This window comes from Rhodococcoides kyotonense (assembly GCF_001645385.1).
Lineage (GTDB): Bacteria > Actinomycetota > Actinomycetes > Mycobacteriales > Mycobacteriaceae > Rhodococcoides > Rhodococcoides kyotonensis_B.
In genome coordinates, this window is sequence record NZ_LVHI01000012.1 from 182,948 (window position 1) to 197,571 (window position 14,624).

Consider the following 14,624-nt stretch of genomic DNA (forward strand, 5'->3'; position numbering starts at 1 on the left):
TCCCACCCTAGTGCGCAGTCACGACTCGCGCGCGGGTCGTCCGCTACCAGGGCATTCACGCCTCGTCGAGCAGTTCCGCGGTGACGGCCGACTCGGTGTCCGGAATGCCGGTGTCCTTCGCTTTTCGGTCCGCCATCGACAGCAGACGGCGGATCCTTCCCGCGACGGCATCCTTCGTCATCGGCGGATCGGCCAGCTGGCCGAGCTCCTCCAGGGACGCCTGTCGATGCTGGACTCGCAACGAACCCGCCGCGGCGAGATGGTCGGGAACGTCGTCGCCGAGGATCTCCAACGCCCGTTCGACGCGTGCCGCCGCCGCGACTGCAGCACGTGCGGAGCGTCGTAGGTTGGCGTCGTCGAAGTTCGCGAGCCGGTTGGCGGTCGCACGCACCTCGCGTCGCATGCGGCGTTCCTCCCAGACGAGGCGAGTGTCCTGAGCTCCCATGCGGGTCAGCAGAGCGCCGATGGCCTCGCCGTCGCGGACGACGACGCGATCGGTGCCACGCACCTCACGCGCCTTGGCTGCCACACCCAGTCGTCTGGCTGCACCGACGAGCGCCAGCGCGGCTTCCGGACCGGGGCAGCTGATCTCGAGCGCCGACGAGCGACCCGGCTCGGTCAGCGACCCATGAGCGAGAAAGGCACCGCGCCATGCCGCTTCGGCGTCGCCGACCGTCCCGCCGACGACCTGTGCGGGGAGACCACGCACGGGCCGACCGCGCATGTCGAGCAGTCCCGTCTGGCGAGCCAGCGCTTCGCCGTCCTTCGCGACGCGCACGACGTAGCGAGAGCTCTTGCGCAGACCGCCTGCACTGAGAACGTGCACGTCCGACGAGTAGCCGTAGAGGTCGAAGATCTCCCGCCGCAGGCGCCGCGCGATCGACCCCAGATCGACCTCCGCCTCGACGACGACACGCCCCGCAACGATGTGAAGCCCACCTGCAAACCGCAGGAGAGCCGACACCTCGGCTCTCCTGCAGCTCACCTGGGTGATCGCGAGCCTCGAGAGCTCGTCTTTCACCTCCGCTGTCATGGCCACGAAGTGATCCCCTCTCTGCGCGACGTCGTCGGCGCAGTCCCGTCTCGCGACGAGACGATGCTACCGAGCGCTGCCGCCAACTTTCCGAAATGATGCGCGTGAGTACCTGATTCGGCGACATCGTCGTAGACGACCTCGGCTCCCAGCCTGGCAGCCGCACGGGCGAGGTGGTCTCGCTCTCCCCCGGCAGGCACGGAGAGCGAGTCGACGAGGACGTAGTCGACTCCGAAGTCAGGCGCGTGTTGGGAGAGTACGTGCAGATGCCGCTCGGCGGAGAATCCGGTGGTCTCCCCCAACTCCGGCGCGAGATTCAACACCAGGACCTTCGGCGCCGTCGATCGGTCGAGAGCAGCCAGTAGGTCCGGGACGAGAACGTGGGGAATGACACTGGAGAACCACGAGCCGGGACCCAGCACGACGAGGTCGGCCGCGCCGATGGCCTCCACCGCTTCCGGCGTCGCCGGTGGGTCGGGAGGCATCAGACGGACACGCCGCACCTTGCCGGGTGTCGTCGCGACGGCCACCTGACCCCGTATGACGCGGCTGACCCGAGGATCGTCCTCCAGCCCCGAGACGTCCGCCTCGATGTCGAGCGGAACGGGTGCCATCGGGAGCACCCTGCCGCGGATTCCCAGCAGATCGGACACCTCGTCGAGCGCCAGAACCGTGTCACCGAGCACCTCGGTGAGCCCGGCCAGTATGAGATTGCCCACCGAGTGTCCCGCCAACGCCCCGGTACCGCGGAAGCGATGTTGAAGCACGTCGGCCCACATGCGGGTGCGCGGGTTCTCGGCGGCCAGCGCGGCCAATGCCATCCGCAGGTCACCGGGCGGAAGGACACCGAGCTCGGCGCGAAGGCGACCCGACGATCCCCCGTCGTCCGCGACGGTCACCACGGCCGTCACGTCGGAGGCGAGCCTGCGGGCCGCGCTCAGCGTGGCATACAGGCCGTGACCTCCACCCAGCGCGACGATCTTCTTCGACGACGTGTCGTCCGGCTGCAGGTCGGTCATTCGCGACCCATGTCTCGATGCAGCACCCGCACCGACAGGTCGTCGTGTTGTTCCAGCATCGCGGCTAGCGCTTCCGACATGGCTACGCTTCGATGTTTTCCTCCGGTGCACCCGACTGCAACCGTCATGTATCGCTTGCCTTCCCGCCGATATCCGTCCACCGTCAGCTGCAACAGATGGTGGTAGGTGTTCAAGTAGTCCTGGGCCCCGTCCTGCTCCAGGACGTAGTCGCGGACCGCCTCGTCCCGACCAGTGTGCTCGCGGAGCTCCGGAACCCAGTGCGGGTTGGGCAGAAATCTGACGTCGCACACCAGATCCGCGTCGATCGGAAGACCGTACTTGAAGCCGAAGGACTGCACGGTGACGCCGATCATCGCGGCATCCGCGCCTCCGAACGCGGCCTCGATCTTGCGACGTAGCTGGTGCACCGACAGCGACGAGGTCTCGATCGTCACGTCGGCTGCCGCCTTGACCTGCGCGAGGCGGAGCCGCTCGGCTGCGATGCCTTCGGTCAGCGTGCCGTCCTGCCCGTCGTTCTGGAGTGGGTGGCTACGTCGGTTGGACTCGAACCGTCGAATCAGCGCCGCGTCGGTGGCGTCGAGGAACAAGACACGATTGCGGACGCCCTTGGAATCGAGTTCCCGGACGACCCAGCCGAGGTCGCCCGTGAACAGACGGCTGCGCACGTCCATCACGAGTGCGAGCCGTTCGATGCGCGGGTCCGACTCCAGGCCCAGATCGACCATCTTCGAGATCAGCTCGGGTGGCAGGTTGTCCGCGACGTACCACCCCATGTCCTCGAGCGCCTTGGCGGCAGTACGAAGCCCCGCGCCCGACAAGCCGGTGACGAGGGCGACCTCGATACCGCCTGGGTGCGGTGGGACGACGTCGTCGCTGTTGTCGCTCGCGCTGTCCGCCGCCGTCGCGTCCGGCGCCGGCTGTACATCCGGTTTGCTCACGTCACGCCTCACCCTGTCGAAGTTGCATCTTCCCGACCCCGATCGGCAGCGTCGCTGCCCGTGACTCCATCTTGACCGACGATGTCCGAAGTGTCCGACCCGACGGTGTCCGGTATGACAGGGCCGGACTCCGCACCCAGTGCCTCGAGCACCGACTTCGCCGTCATCTCGCCGATTCCCGGTACCTGGACGATTTCTTCGACCGACGCCTGCTTCAGCTTGGCGACGGATCCGAAATGCGCCACGAGAGCGTTACGACGCGTCTCGCCGAGCCCGCGTACCGAGTCCAGCGCCGACGCCGTCATGCGACGCGAACGCTTGCTGCGGTGGAAACTGATGGCGAATCGGTGTGCCTCGTCGCGCACCCGTTGCAGCAGGTACAGGGACTCGCTGGTCCTCGGCAGGATGACCGGATCCGACTCGCCCGGCACCCACACCTCTTCGAGACGCTTGGCCAGACCGACGATCGCGACATCGGTCACGCCCAGCTCGTCCAGAACCTCGGAGGCGGCTGCGACCTGGGGAGCGCCGCCGTCGACGACGAACAAGTTCGGTGGGTACGCGAAGCGCTTCGGGCGTCCGGTCTGCGGATCCAACGCGGCCTCGGTTGACAGGTCGCCACCGCCACCGGCGTCGGAACTGTGCCGGAGGAATCGGCGACGCGTCACCTCGGCGATGCTGGCGACGTCGTCGGAATGTCCGTCGCCCGCCGCTTCCTTGATCGAGTAATGGCGATAGTCGCTCTTGCGCGGGAGACCGTCCTCGAACACGACGAGCGAGGCGACGACATCGGTGCCCTGTACGTGCGAGATGTCGATGCACTCGATCCGCAGAGGCGCGGAGTCGAGATCGAGCGCCTCCTGAATACCCTGCAGCGCAGCCGATCTGGACGTGAAGTCACCTGCACGCTTGAGCTTGTGTTGCTGCAGCGCCTCCTTGGCGTTGCGTTCGACGGTCTCGGCCAGCGCCTTCTTGTCACCGCGCTGCGGAACCCGAAGCTGCACGTTGGACCCGCGCAGACGGCTGAGCCATTGCTGTACCTGATCGGAGTTGGCAGGCATGACCGGAACGAGGACCTCACGCGGAACCGCATTGGCGCCTGCGTCGTCGACACCGGGCGACTGAATCGACATGGCAGCCTGCTCACCGTAGAACTGCGTCAGGAACTGCTCGACGAGAGCAGGCAGATCGTCACGGTTCTCGGCTTGCTGCTCGACCACTTCTCCCGCCTTCTCCACGACCCAGCCCCGCTGGCCGCGCACCCGCCCACCGCGCACGTGGAAGACCTGCACGGCGGCTTCGAGGTCGTCGGCGGCGAAGGCGACGAGGTCGGCGTCCGTGCCGTCACCGAGAACGACAGCCTGCTTCTCCAACGCGCGTCGGAGTGCGCCGACGTCGTCGCGCAGCCGAGCCGCGGTCTCGAAATCGAGTTCCTCGGACGCCTCCTGCATGCGCTTCTCGAGTTGCCGCACGAGCTTGTCGGTCTTGCCGGAAAGGAAATCGCAGAAATCCTCGACGATCTTGCGGTGCTCCTCGGCGCTGACGCGGTCCACGCAGGGCGCCGAACACTTGTCGATGTACCCCAGCAGGCAGGGCCTGCCGATCTGGCTGTGCCGCTTGAACACTCCCGCCGAGCAGGTACGCGCCGGGAACACTCGCAGCAGTAGATCGAGGGTCTCCCGGATGGCCCACGCGTGCGCGTACGGCCCGAAGTACCGCACACCTTTGCGTCTCGGACCGCGGTAGACGAACAGCCGCGGATACTCCTCGTTCATCGTGACGGCGAGCATCGGGTAGCTCTTGTCGTCGCGATACCGAACGTTGAACCGCGGATCGAACTCCTTGATCCAGTTGTACTCGAGCTGCAGCGCCTCCACCTCGGTGGTGACGACCGTCCATTCGACGGACGCTGCGGTGGTGACCATCTGGCGGGTACGCGGATGCAACGACGCGACGTCCGCGAAGTACGAATTGAGTCGGCTGCGCAGGCTTTTGGCCTTGCCGACGTAGATCACGCGTCCGTGCGGATCACGAAATTTGTACACGCCGGGTTCGACCGGGATGGTCCCGGTGGCCGGGCGATACGTAGAGGGATCGGACACGTAATCCAGGCTAGCCGCAGGGTCCGACGCGGAACATCACGTGTCGGCGCCTGCGTATTTGGCTTCGAGAGCGCGGAACGTGCGCACGGCTGCGACGGCTCGGTCGCGATCGTTCGACTGGATGGCCATGACCGGGATGAACTCGTCGTCGGGAATGTCGACGCGTGCCCACATGGCGCCGTCGGGGAACGACAGACCCCGAACGAGATCCCACTCGATGAGTCGCTCGGACAGGATGTTGCGGACCGCGACCCCTTCCGCGCCGACCCGCACACGCGGACGCGTCAGCAGCAACGCGATGCCGGCGAGCAAGAAGCCGATGCCGGCGAGCGCCAGCTGGTCGGCGGTACGGAAGTACACACCGGTCGGCGACACTCGCAAGAGAACGGCGACGGTCACGTGCGCGGTGACCAGTACGATCGCCGCGACGACGGCGTATCGGGCGGACTTCCGAGATCTGACTTCGAGTTCCCAGCGACCGGGCTCGGTCATCGCGCAGCCCCGTCGACACTGGGCTGCCGTAGTCGCTGCAGCGTCAACGCCGTGTCGATGGCCGCGGCCACCGCTTGGGCGCCTTTGTCCTCGCTCGACCCGGGAAGCCCGGCACGATCGAGCGCCTGCTGCTCGTCGTTGGTCGTCAGAACACCGTTGGTGACAGGAGTGCCCTCGTCGAGCGACACCCGCGTCAGACCGGCCGTGACGGCGTCGCAGACGTACTCGAAGTGCGGCGTGCCGCCCCGGATGACGACGCCCAACGCAACCACTGCGTCGTGCGTGCGCGCCAACTGCTGCGCGACGACGGGAAGCTCGATGGCACCCGCGACGCGTACGACGGTCACGTCGGTGACACCTGCCTCGTCGGCCTTGCGAGTGGCTCCGTCGAGCAGCGCCTCGGACACCGTCTTGTGCCACTGGCCCGCCACGATCGCCAACTTCAGATCGGCAGCACCGGACAACTGGAGTACGGGTTCGCCCTCGCCGCTCATGGATTCGTTCCCAACTCGATGTCCGGGGTGGAGCCGGCCTTGTGACCCAACTCGTACTCGTCCAGGCCGACGAGGTCGTGGCCCATGCGGTCGCGTTTGGTCCGGAGATACGTCAGGTTCTCGGCGTTCGCGCGCAGGGGCATCGGCACCCGCTCGGTGACGTGCAGACCGTAGCCGTCGAGTCCGACGCGCTTGGCAGGGTTGTTGGTCAGCAGACGCATCGACGAGATGCCGAGGTCGACCAGGATCTGCGCACCGATGCCGTAGTCGCGCGAATCGGCGGGCAATCCGAGTTGGAGGTTCGCGTCGACGGTGTCCGATCCCGCGTCCTGCAGCTGGTAGGCCTGCAGTTTGTGCAGCAGACCGATGCCGCGGCCTTCGTGGCCACGCATGTACAGCACGACGCCGCGGCCTTCCTGCGCGATCATCTCGAGTGCGGCGTCGAGCTGCGGACCGCAATCGCAGCGCAAAGACCCGAAGACGTCGCCGGTGAGGCATTCGGAGTGGACGCGCACGAGCACGTCGCTGCCGTCGCCGTCGGGGCCTGCGATGTCGCCGCGCACGAGGGCTACGTGCTCGACGTCGTCGTACACGCTCTGGTAGCCGACGGCGCGAAAAACGCCGTGCGACGTCGGGATCCGTGCGTCGGCGACGCGTACGACGTGCTTCTCGTGCTTGCGACGCCATGCGATGAGATCGGCGATGGAGATGAGCGCGAGATCGTGGTCGTCGGCGAAGACACGCAGCTCGTCGGTGCGAGCCATCTCACCCTCGTCCTTCTGACTGACGATCTCGCAGATCACACCGGCGGGACGAAGATCCGCCATGCGTGCCAGGTCGACGGCGGCCTCGGTGTGGCCGGGGCGTCGCAGCACGCCGCCGTCCTTGGCGCGCAGCGGCACGACGTGGCCCGGACGAGTGAAGTCGCCCGCGCCGCTGTTCGGGTCGGCCAACAGACGCATGGTCGCGGCACGATCGGATGCGGAGATACCGGTTCCGATGCCTTCGCGCGCATCGACGGTGACCGTGTACGCCGTGCCGTGCTTGTCCTGGTTGGTCGCGTACATCGGAGGCAGACCGAGCCGGTCGCAGTCGTCGCCGGACAGCGGAACACAGAGGTATCCGGACGTGTATCGCACCATGAACGCCACGAGCTCGGGGGTGGCCTTCTCGGCGGCGAAGATCAGATCGCCTTCGTTCTCGCGATCCTCGTCGTCGACCACCACCACGGCTTTGCCTGCGGCGATGTCGGCGACAGCACGCTCGATACTGTCGAACCTAGTCACGTCGTACGCTCCAAAGTGTCTCGTTCCGCACCGACTTCAGACGTCGGCGCAGATACCCCTCCAACACTACTTTCCGGTTCGGTCAGTCTGCGGCGAGGGTCTGCAGGCGCTCGACGTACTTCGCGATGACGTCGACTTCGAGGTTCACCGGCGTACCGACCGGCGACCGGCCGAGGGTGGTGAGCTCGAGTGTCGTCGGGATCAGCGAGATCTCGAACCAGTGACCGTCCGCATCCTCGCCCAGGCCGGACACCGTCAACGAGACACCGTCGACGGTGATCGATCCCTTCTCGACGACGTATCGGGCGACCGAGGTCGGCAGCGCGATGCGCACCACCGTCCAGTTCTCGGAGGGCGAGCGGCTGACGACCGTTCCGGTGCCGTCGACATGCCCCTGAACGAGGTGTCCGCCGAGCCTGCTGCCGAGCGACGCAGCGCGTTCGAGGTTCACGCGGCTGCCCACCTCCAGCCGCTGCAGGCTTGACCGGTTCAATGTCTCCTGCATGACGTCGGCGGTGAAGGAGATCCCGTCGAGGACGTCCACCACGGTCAGGCACACACCGTTGACCGCGATCGAATCTCCGTGACCTGCATCCGACGTGACGACAGGTCCCTTGACGGTGAACCGCGCCGCGTCGGCCAGGTCTTCCTTGCCGACGATCTCGCCGAGCTCTTCGACTATCCCGGTGAACACTGTCTACGTCACTCCTGTTTCTTTCGGTACGGCGACGACGACCAGGTCGGTCCCCAGCGTCTGCACACTCTCGATCGAGAACCGCAGGGCGTCGGCAATTGTTCCGACCCCCGCATTCTCCACCGCGGCTCTGCCCGACCCCAGCACGACGGGCGCGATGTAGGCCACGATTCGGTCGACCACGCCCGCTGCGAGAAACGCACCCGCCAGAGTCGGACCACCTTCGACCAGCACATCGGTGTGGTCGGCCAGAACGGCGAGGACGTCGAGTGGGTCGTGACTGCGGACGAACGCCGTCTGCGCGTCGTCTCCGCGTATACGAGCACCGGCCGGTATCTCACGTCGCCCGACGACGACGCGCAGCGGCTGCCGGGCGGCGTTGGACCCGTCGGTCAGCCGTGCGGTCAGCAGCGGGTCGTCGGCCAGCACTGTTCCGGTCCCGACGACGACGGCGTCGAGCTTCGCGCGCTCGGCGTGGACGTGAGCGCGCGCGTCGGGACCGGTGATCCACTGACTCGTTCCGTCTGCGGCGGCACTGCGTCCGTCGAGACCTGCCGCGTACTTCAACGTCACGAACGGCCTGCCCGTTCGTTGCTTGTGCAGCCAGGCGCGCAACGGACCGTGCGAGACGGCGTCGGCCTCCAGACCGGATTCCACGACGACACCCGCGTCGCGCAGCCTGTCCGCGCCGCCCATCGCCACGGGGTTGGGGTCGTCGACGGCGTGGATCACGTGGGCGATACCGGCATCGATCAGCGCGACTGCACACGGCCCGGTCCGACCGGTGTGGTTGCACGGCTCGAGCGTGACGACGGCCGTACCGCCCCGAGCCCGGTCACCGGCCTCGCGCAACGCCATGATCTCGGCATGAGGACCACCGGGTGGTTGCGTGGACCCGATACCGACGACCGCGCCGGCGGCATCGAGGATCACTGCGCCGACGGGCGGATTGGGGCTCGTACGTCCCCGTGCCGATTCCGACGCGTCGATCGCCGTGCGCATCGCGGCCGCGTAGTCCGGCACATAGTCGGACGCGGCGGGATCCGACATCAGAGGGAAAGATGTGCCGACGCGCGCCCTGCCTGCTCGCGGAGTCCACGGACCGCAGCGGCGGGATCGGCAGCGCCGTACACGGCAGAGCCGGCGACGAAGCAGTCGACGCCTGCCTCGGCCGCCTGCTCGACGGTGTCGACGTTGATTCCACCGTCGATCTCGACGACGAGCGTCAGCTCACCGGAGTCGACGAGTTTCCGCACGGTTCGAGCCTTGCCGAGCACGTCGGGAATGAACGACTGCCCGCCGAAGCCGGGCTCGACGCTCATCACCAGCAGCGTGTCGAATTCCTTCAAGATTTCCAGGTAGGGCTCGATCGGGGTGTTCGGCTTGACCGACAGGCCCGCCTTCCCGCCTGCCGCCCGAATGTCCTTCGCCACTGCGATCGGATCGTCCGTTGCCTCGGCGTGGAACGTCACGTTGTACGCACCTGCCTCGGCGTACGACGGCGCCCACCGGCCGGGGTCGTCGATCATCAGATGGCAGTCCAGCGGGATGTCCGTCGCCTTCAACAGGCTCTTCACCACGGGCAGGCCCAACGTCAGGTTCGGAACGAAGTGCGCGTCCATGACGTCGACATGCAGCCAGTCCGAACCGGTGACAGCGTCGGCCTCCTCCCCCAGACGAGCGAAATCGGCGGACAATATCGACGGAGCGATCATCGGAGCAGCCACATGCGCAGCCTAGTGCGGCCCTGTATCAGCCGTCACAGGCGGTTGCCGTCAACCCCAGTTCTCCGCCTTCGTCAGACAGAACGGATGGCCCGCCGGATCGAGCAGCACCCGCCACGTCTCCCCGGGCTGATCATCGGGAAGCACAGCCCCGAGGTCGACGGCCCGGCGCGCGGCGTCGTCGAGGTCGTCCACGGCGAGATCGACATGGAACTGCTTGCTGCCGTGGGGATTCGGCCACGCGGGCGAGACGTAGTCCTCGACGCGACCGAAGCCGAGCGCGGTGTCCTTTCCCGTCACCATCGCGTACTCCTGTTCCGCGTGTGCGACCGCGGTACGTGGGCACGACCCCCGAATGGGTGCTGAACCGGTACCGCATTCATGACGCCATCACCGATCTCGACGACGGATTCTCCGGCTCCATCGCCGATCTGGCGGCGCGCTACGCCTGGTTCGACCAGGCGCACTTTACCCGGGAGTTCACCGAACTCGTGGGCGTGCCACCGAGCGACTATCGATCACGACGGCTTGCGTAGCGCCGCCAGGAACATGGCATCCGTTCCGTGTCGGTGCGGCCACAACTGCACCGAGGTGCCGTCGCCGACACCCGGCACATCGGGCACCAGTGCGCGGGTGTCGAGCTCCTCCACACCGTGCCTGCGGACCGCGTCGGCGACGACGGCCGAGGTCTCCGACAGGTGCGGTGAGCAGGTCGAATAGAGCACGACCCCGCCGGGACGCACCAGTTCGATCGCGGAGGCCAACAGCTGCTTCTGCAACGTCACCAGCTCGGCGACGTCCTTCGGCGAGCGTCGCCACCGTGCCTCGGGGCGACGACGCAACGCTCCGAGACCGGTGCAGGGCGCGTCGACGAGGACGCGGTCGTACCCCGGATCCAGGCCCGGATCGCGTCCGTCGACGGCGTGCACGGTGACGGGCAGCGCCTTGGTCGTCTTGCGCACCAGTTCGGCCCGGTGCGCCGCAGGCTCGACGGCGTCGACCTGCGCCGCGTCGATCTCGGCCAGTGCACCGAGCAGCGCCGCCTTGCCGCCCGGCCCCGCACACAGGTCGAGCCAACGACCCCCGTCGGGACCGTCGAGCGGTGCCAGCGTCAGCGCCCGCGCGACGAGCTGGCTGCCCTCGTCCTGCACCCCGGCGAGACCGTCGCGGACCGCGTCGAGCTTGCCGGGGTCGCCGCCGTCGAGGTAGACCGCGTAGGGCGAGTACTTTCCCTCTTCTCCCCCGGTGATCAACGCCAGTTCCTCGGCCGAGATCTCTCCGGGACGCGCGACGAGGTGGACCGCCGGACGGGCATCGTCGGCTTCGAGGACCGCCGCCAGCTCGCCCGCGTCGGCACCGAGTGCGTCGGCGAATGCCTGCGCGATCCATCTCGGGTGGGCATGTTCGAACGCGAGGTGCCCCACCGGATCCTTCTCCGCGTCCGGAGCGAGCTCGGCGACCCACTCCTCGGCGCTCTTCTCCGACACCCGCCGCAGTACGGCATTGACGAATCCCGCTTTGCCGCTGCCGAATTCGGCGCGCGTCAGGTCGACGGACGTGGCGACGGCGGCGTGCGGCGCGACACGCGTGCGCAACAGTTGGTAGGCGCCGAGACGAAGAATGTCGAGCAGACCGCCGTCGATCTCGGAAATCTTTCTGCCCGAACCTGATTCGACGACCGCGTCGAGCAACCCACGGGCGCGACACGCGCCGTAGGCAAGTTCGGTCGCGAGCGCCGCGTCGCGGCTGTCCAGCTTGCGATCCCGAAGCAGTCCTGGCAGAACGAGATTGGCGTACGCATCGCGTTCACGAACTGCCTTCAGAACATCGCGCGCAGCCAGCCGTGCCGGATCGATCGGCGGTGCCGACGACGGTCCGCGCCCGCGCTGGGGTCGCTGGCCACCGCCACCACGAGATCCGGGACTGCGCTGCGGCCGACCGCCGCGAGCCGATCCGCCGCCGGAACGACGCCGACCGGCGTTGTCGGAGTTGCCGTCTCGGTTCGAGTTACTGCTGCGGTCGCTCACTGCGCCACCGTCCCGTCGATCGATCGTGCGCCGCGCGCCCAATCTGCTGCCTTCATGAGTTTCTTGCCCTGCGGTTGCACGTCACCGAGAACGATCGAGCCGTCACCGGTTCCGATGTGGACACCGTCCTTGCGCGCCAGAACCTCTCCGGGTTCGAGCGTCTTGTCGGACGGACGGACCGGTCCGATCTTCACACGCAGATCTCCGATCGTCGTCCAGGCGCCCGGCGCGGGAGTGACGGCACGAATATGCCGGTCGACCGCCGTCGACGACGCCGACCAGTCGATGCGGGCCGCGTCGACGGTCACCTTCGCGGCGTGGGACACACCGTCCGTGGGTTGCGGGATTGCCGATGCCTCACCGGATTCGATGGCGTCGAGCGTCGCCTCCAGAAGCTCCGCACCGCTCACCGACAGCCGGTGCAACAGATCTCCCGACGTGTCGGTCGGGCGAATCGTCTCGGTGACGACGCCGAGAACAGGACCGGTGTCCATGCCGTCGTCCAGCAGGAAGGTCGATGCGCCGGTGATGTCGTCTCCTGCGGCGATCGACGCCTGCACGGGCGCTGCTCCGCGCCACGCAGGGAGAAGAGAGAAATGGAGATTGATCCAGCCGAAGCGAGGGATGTCGAGAACGGGCCGCGGAAGTAGAGCGCCGTACGCGACGACGGGGCACACGTCGGGAGCGAGATCGGTCAGTTCCGACACGAATTCGGGTTCGGACGGACGCCTCGGGGTCAGAACCGGGATCCCGTGCTGGTCGGCCAGTAGTCCGACGGGGGAGCGATTGACCTTGCGGCCGCGTCCGGCGTGGGCATCGGGCCGCGTCACGACGGCCACCACATCGTGTTTCGTCGACGCGATCAGCCGTTCCAGCGACGAAACCGCCGCATCAGGCGTCCCTGCAAACACAACACGCACCAGTTGGCTCCCGAAGAATAGGTAGTTCGATTCCGTACGACGAACTACCTATTCTAGGGAACCGCTGTCGCAGCTCATCGATCACTCCGCCGTAGGCGACGACGCGGCGTCGCCGTTGTCGGCATCGTCCTCGGCGAGAATGCGGTAGAGACGTCGCCGTGCGTCGGTGAGAACCTCACCGGCCGCCTTCACCTGGTCGGGCGTCCCGACTGCTGCAACCTGGCCTGCTGCGCCCATCAGTTGGCCGATGAGACCGCGCAGATCGAGAGCGTCACCGCCGACGCTGCGGCGCACGTCGTCCCACGGGGCGCCCAGCTCAGCTCGGTGCTCGTCGACGAAGGTGGTTCCCTGCTCGGTGAGTCGTGCAGTCTTGCGGCCGTCGACTTTCTCGATCAGAACGAGGCCCTCGTCTTCCAACTGGGACAGGGCGGGATAGATCGATCCCGGACTCGGCTTCCACGCACCCTCGCTTCGCGCGACGATCTGCTGGATCAGCTCGTAGCCGTGCATGGGAGATTCCGCCAGCAACAACAGAATTGCCGATCGGACGTCTCCTCGCCGACCACGTCCGCCGCGTCCTCGACCTCGTCCGAAGTCGCCGCCCGGCCCGAAACCGCCGAATCCGCCCGGTCCGAAGCCACCTGGCCCGAAGCCGCGATTCCGGTCGCCGCGTCCGCGGTGTTCGTCTCCGCGGAGTCCGTCGCCGCCGTGTCCGCGACGCCCATGGCCACCACGGTGACCCGGCCCGCCACGATGACCTGAATCCGGTCGCGAATCCTCGGGACCGGACGCATCCTGCGGCATCCACATCGTGAACGCTCGCCGCTTCTGGGCACGTTCCGCCATGCCCATCCAGGGCATGCGGTGCATGTCGAAGTAGTTTTCCATGTCCTTGCTCCTTGTCGTATCGTTTGGACATATTGACGATATATCGACAATGCATCGATGGCAACCCCCTGACGGTCGAGCTCACCCGCGTCAGGACAGCCGCGGAACCAACCCGAATATCGTTGCAGGAGAACCCGATCCGGCGCGATTGATCGGGCCGCCGACCAGGATGTAAGCACCGGTGGTGGGCAACGATCCGAGGTTGGTCAGGTTTTCGAGGCTGATGCGGTGCTGGTCGTACAGCTTTTCCGACACCGGATACGTGTCGTCGTTACCGAGATCGGGACCGAACGTATCGGTGCCGAGAGCGCCGCGAGCGGCGAGCCTGCCCGTGTCGATCAACCACTGGGCGGCGTCGGCGGAGAAGCCCGGCTGATGGGTCACACCGTCCGCGTCCGCGCCCACGTATGCATCGGTGCCCCATCGCGATTCCCAGCCGGTCCACAGCACGACCGCAGCTCCGGACGGGATCCGCCCGTGTGCAGTTTCCCACTCCTGCAGATCGGCGACGGTGACCGCATAGTCGGCGTCGGCCGCGGCCTTGTCGCGAATGTCGATCTTGACGGCAGGCAGGAACAGATCCTCGGGTACGAGTCGGTCCGCCGTCAGGCCTCCGTCCTGGAAGTGCGCAGGCGCACCCCAGTGCGTTCCCGTGTGCTCACCCTGGCGCACGTTCTGCAGGTAGTACCCGTCCTCGGCGACCGTCGCGGCTGTCTCCAGCACGAACTCCGGGTCGCCGGAGAAGATCGGTGTGGACGCCGGATCGTTGACGTGCGACAACGAGACGATGCGCACCAGTTCGCCCAGCGGCACCGCCGGCGTCGGTAGATCGGCCGATCCGGTCCCGGGTGCCGCATGTGCGAAACTCCGACCCGCGAACCGCGCCCCCGCGATGCCGGCCAGTCCCGTCGCCACCCGCCGAACCCACTGCCTGCGGTGCATTCGAAGCGCCCTCCTCGCGGCCGAGTTTCGTGTGGTGCCACGTC

Annotated in this window: 16 protein-coding genes; 1 reads left to right on the forward strand and 15 read right to left on the reverse strand. The window is 67.2% G+C overall.

Going from position 1 to position 14,624, the window contains the following annotated elements; translation table 11 throughout:
- Positions 1-55 precede the first annotated feature (55 nt).
- The 11 genes from whiA to A3K89_RS25725 form a co-directional block, all read right to left on the reverse strand.
- Positions 56-1,039, reverse strand: coding sequence for a DNA-binding protein WhiA (gene whiA, locus A3K89_RS08875; RefSeq protein WP_068424269.1), 984 nt, complete (start codon positions 1,037-1,039; stop codon positions 56-58).
- Entirely contained in the window at positions 1,030-2,052 is a 1,023-nt protein-coding gene (locus tag A3K89_RS08880) for a gluconeogenesis factor YvcK family protein (protein WP_068424272.1), read from the reverse strand. Before A3K89_RS08880 ends, whiA begins: the two co-directional genes overlap by 10 nt.
- Positions 2,049-2,915 carry an RNase adapter RapZ gene (gene rapZ / locus A3K89_RS08885; protein WP_068425934.1) on the reverse strand — a complete coding sequence of 289 codons (867 nt, stop codon included), beginning with the start codon at positions 2,913-2,915 and terminating at the stop codon, positions 2,049-2,051. The genes A3K89_RS08880 and rapZ overlap by 4 nt, the downstream gene beginning before the upstream one ends.
- A gap of 104 nt (positions 2,916-3,019) precedes the next feature.
- Positions 3,020-5,113, reverse strand: a complete 2,094-nt coding sequence (gene uvrC, locus A3K89_RS08890; RefSeq protein ID WP_068424274.1) for an excinuclease ABC subunit UvrC — start codon at positions 5,111-5,113, stop codon at positions 3,020-3,022.
- A gap of 36 nt (positions 5,114-5,149) precedes the next feature.
- Complete coding sequence (locus tag A3K89_RS08895; RefSeq protein WP_068424276.1) at positions 5,150-5,605, reverse strand: PH domain-containing protein; 456 nt, start codon at positions 5,603-5,605, stop codon at positions 5,150-5,152.
- Positions 5,602-6,099, reverse strand: a complete 498-nt coding sequence (gene ribH / locus A3K89_RS08900) for a 6,7-dimethyl-8-ribityllumazine synthase (RefSeq protein WP_068424281.1) — start codon at positions 6,097-6,099, stop codon at positions 5,602-5,604. The genes A3K89_RS08895 and ribH overlap by 4 nt, the downstream gene beginning before the upstream one ends.
- Positions 6,096-7,385 (reverse strand): bifunctional 3,4-dihydroxy-2-butanone-4-phosphate synthase/GTP cyclohydrolase II, encoded by a 1,290-nt coding sequence (locus A3K89_RS08905; RefSeq protein ID WP_068424283.1) that lies wholly within the window; start codon positions 7,383-7,385, stop codon positions 6,096-6,098. The genes ribH and A3K89_RS08905 overlap by 4 nt, the downstream gene beginning before the upstream one ends.
- An 82-nt stretch (positions 7,386-7,467) precedes the next feature.
- Positions 7,468-8,079 carry a riboflavin synthase gene (locus A3K89_RS08910; RefSeq protein ID WP_068424285.1) on the reverse strand — a complete coding sequence of 204 codons (612 nt, stop codon included), beginning with the start codon at positions 8,077-8,079 and terminating at the stop codon, positions 7,468-7,470.
- Between the two features lie 3 nt (positions 8,080-8,082).
- Positions 8,083-9,129 carry a bifunctional diaminohydroxyphosphoribosylaminopyrimidine deaminase/5-amino-6-(5-phosphoribosylamino)uracil reductase RibD gene (ribD, locus tag A3K89_RS08915; RefSeq protein ID WP_068424287.1) on the reverse strand — a complete coding sequence of 349 codons (1,047 nt, stop codon included), beginning with the start codon at positions 9,127-9,129 and terminating at the stop codon, positions 8,083-8,085.
- Entirely contained in the window at positions 9,129-9,806 is a 678-nt protein-coding gene (gene rpe / locus A3K89_RS08920; protein WP_068424289.1) for a ribulose-phosphate 3-epimerase, read from the reverse strand. The genes ribD and rpe overlap by 1 nt, the downstream gene beginning before the upstream one ends.
- A gap of 48 nt (positions 9,807-9,854) precedes the next feature.
- Positions 9,855-10,106, reverse strand: coding sequence for a VOC family protein (locus A3K89_RS25725; protein ID WP_167674268.1), 252 nt, complete (start codon positions 10,104-10,106; stop codon positions 9,855-9,857).
- A gap of 35 nt (positions 10,107-10,141) precedes the next feature.
- Here A3K89_RS25725 and A3K89_RS25730 point away from each other — a divergent pair, with 35 nt between their 5' ends.
- Positions 10,142-10,339: a helix-turn-helix domain-containing protein gene (locus tag A3K89_RS25730; RefSeq protein WP_254303475.1), complete on the forward strand. Its 198-nt coding sequence runs from the start codon at positions 10,142-10,144 to the stop codon at positions 10,337-10,339.
- Here A3K89_RS25730 and A3K89_RS08935 read toward each other — a convergent pair.
- The 4 genes from A3K89_RS08935 to A3K89_RS08950 form a co-directional block, all read right to left on the reverse strand.
- Positions 10,322-11,830 (reverse strand): RsmB/NOP family class I SAM-dependent RNA methyltransferase, encoded by a 1,509-nt coding sequence (locus A3K89_RS08935; protein ID WP_068424293.1) that lies wholly within the window; start codon positions 11,828-11,830, stop codon positions 10,322-10,324. The two genes, A3K89_RS25730 and A3K89_RS08935, sit on opposite strands and share 18 nt — an antisense overlap.
- Complete coding sequence (fmt, locus tag A3K89_RS08940; RefSeq protein WP_068424295.1) at positions 11,827-12,750, reverse strand: methionyl-tRNA formyltransferase; 924 nt, start codon at positions 12,748-12,750, stop codon at positions 11,827-11,829. The genes A3K89_RS08935 and fmt overlap by 4 nt, the downstream gene beginning before the upstream one ends.
- Positions 12,751-12,831: 81 nt before the next feature.
- A complete protein-coding gene (locus tag A3K89_RS08945) occupies positions 12,832-13,638 on the reverse strand; it encodes a PadR family transcriptional regulator (RefSeq protein WP_254303476.1) in 807 nt (268 codons plus the stop codon).
- Between the two features lie 90 nt (positions 13,639-13,728).
- A complete protein-coding gene (locus A3K89_RS08950) occupies positions 13,729-14,580 on the reverse strand; it encodes a cyclase family protein (protein ID WP_068424297.1) in 852 nt (283 codons plus the stop codon).
- Positions 14,581-14,624 lie beyond the last annotated feature (44 nt).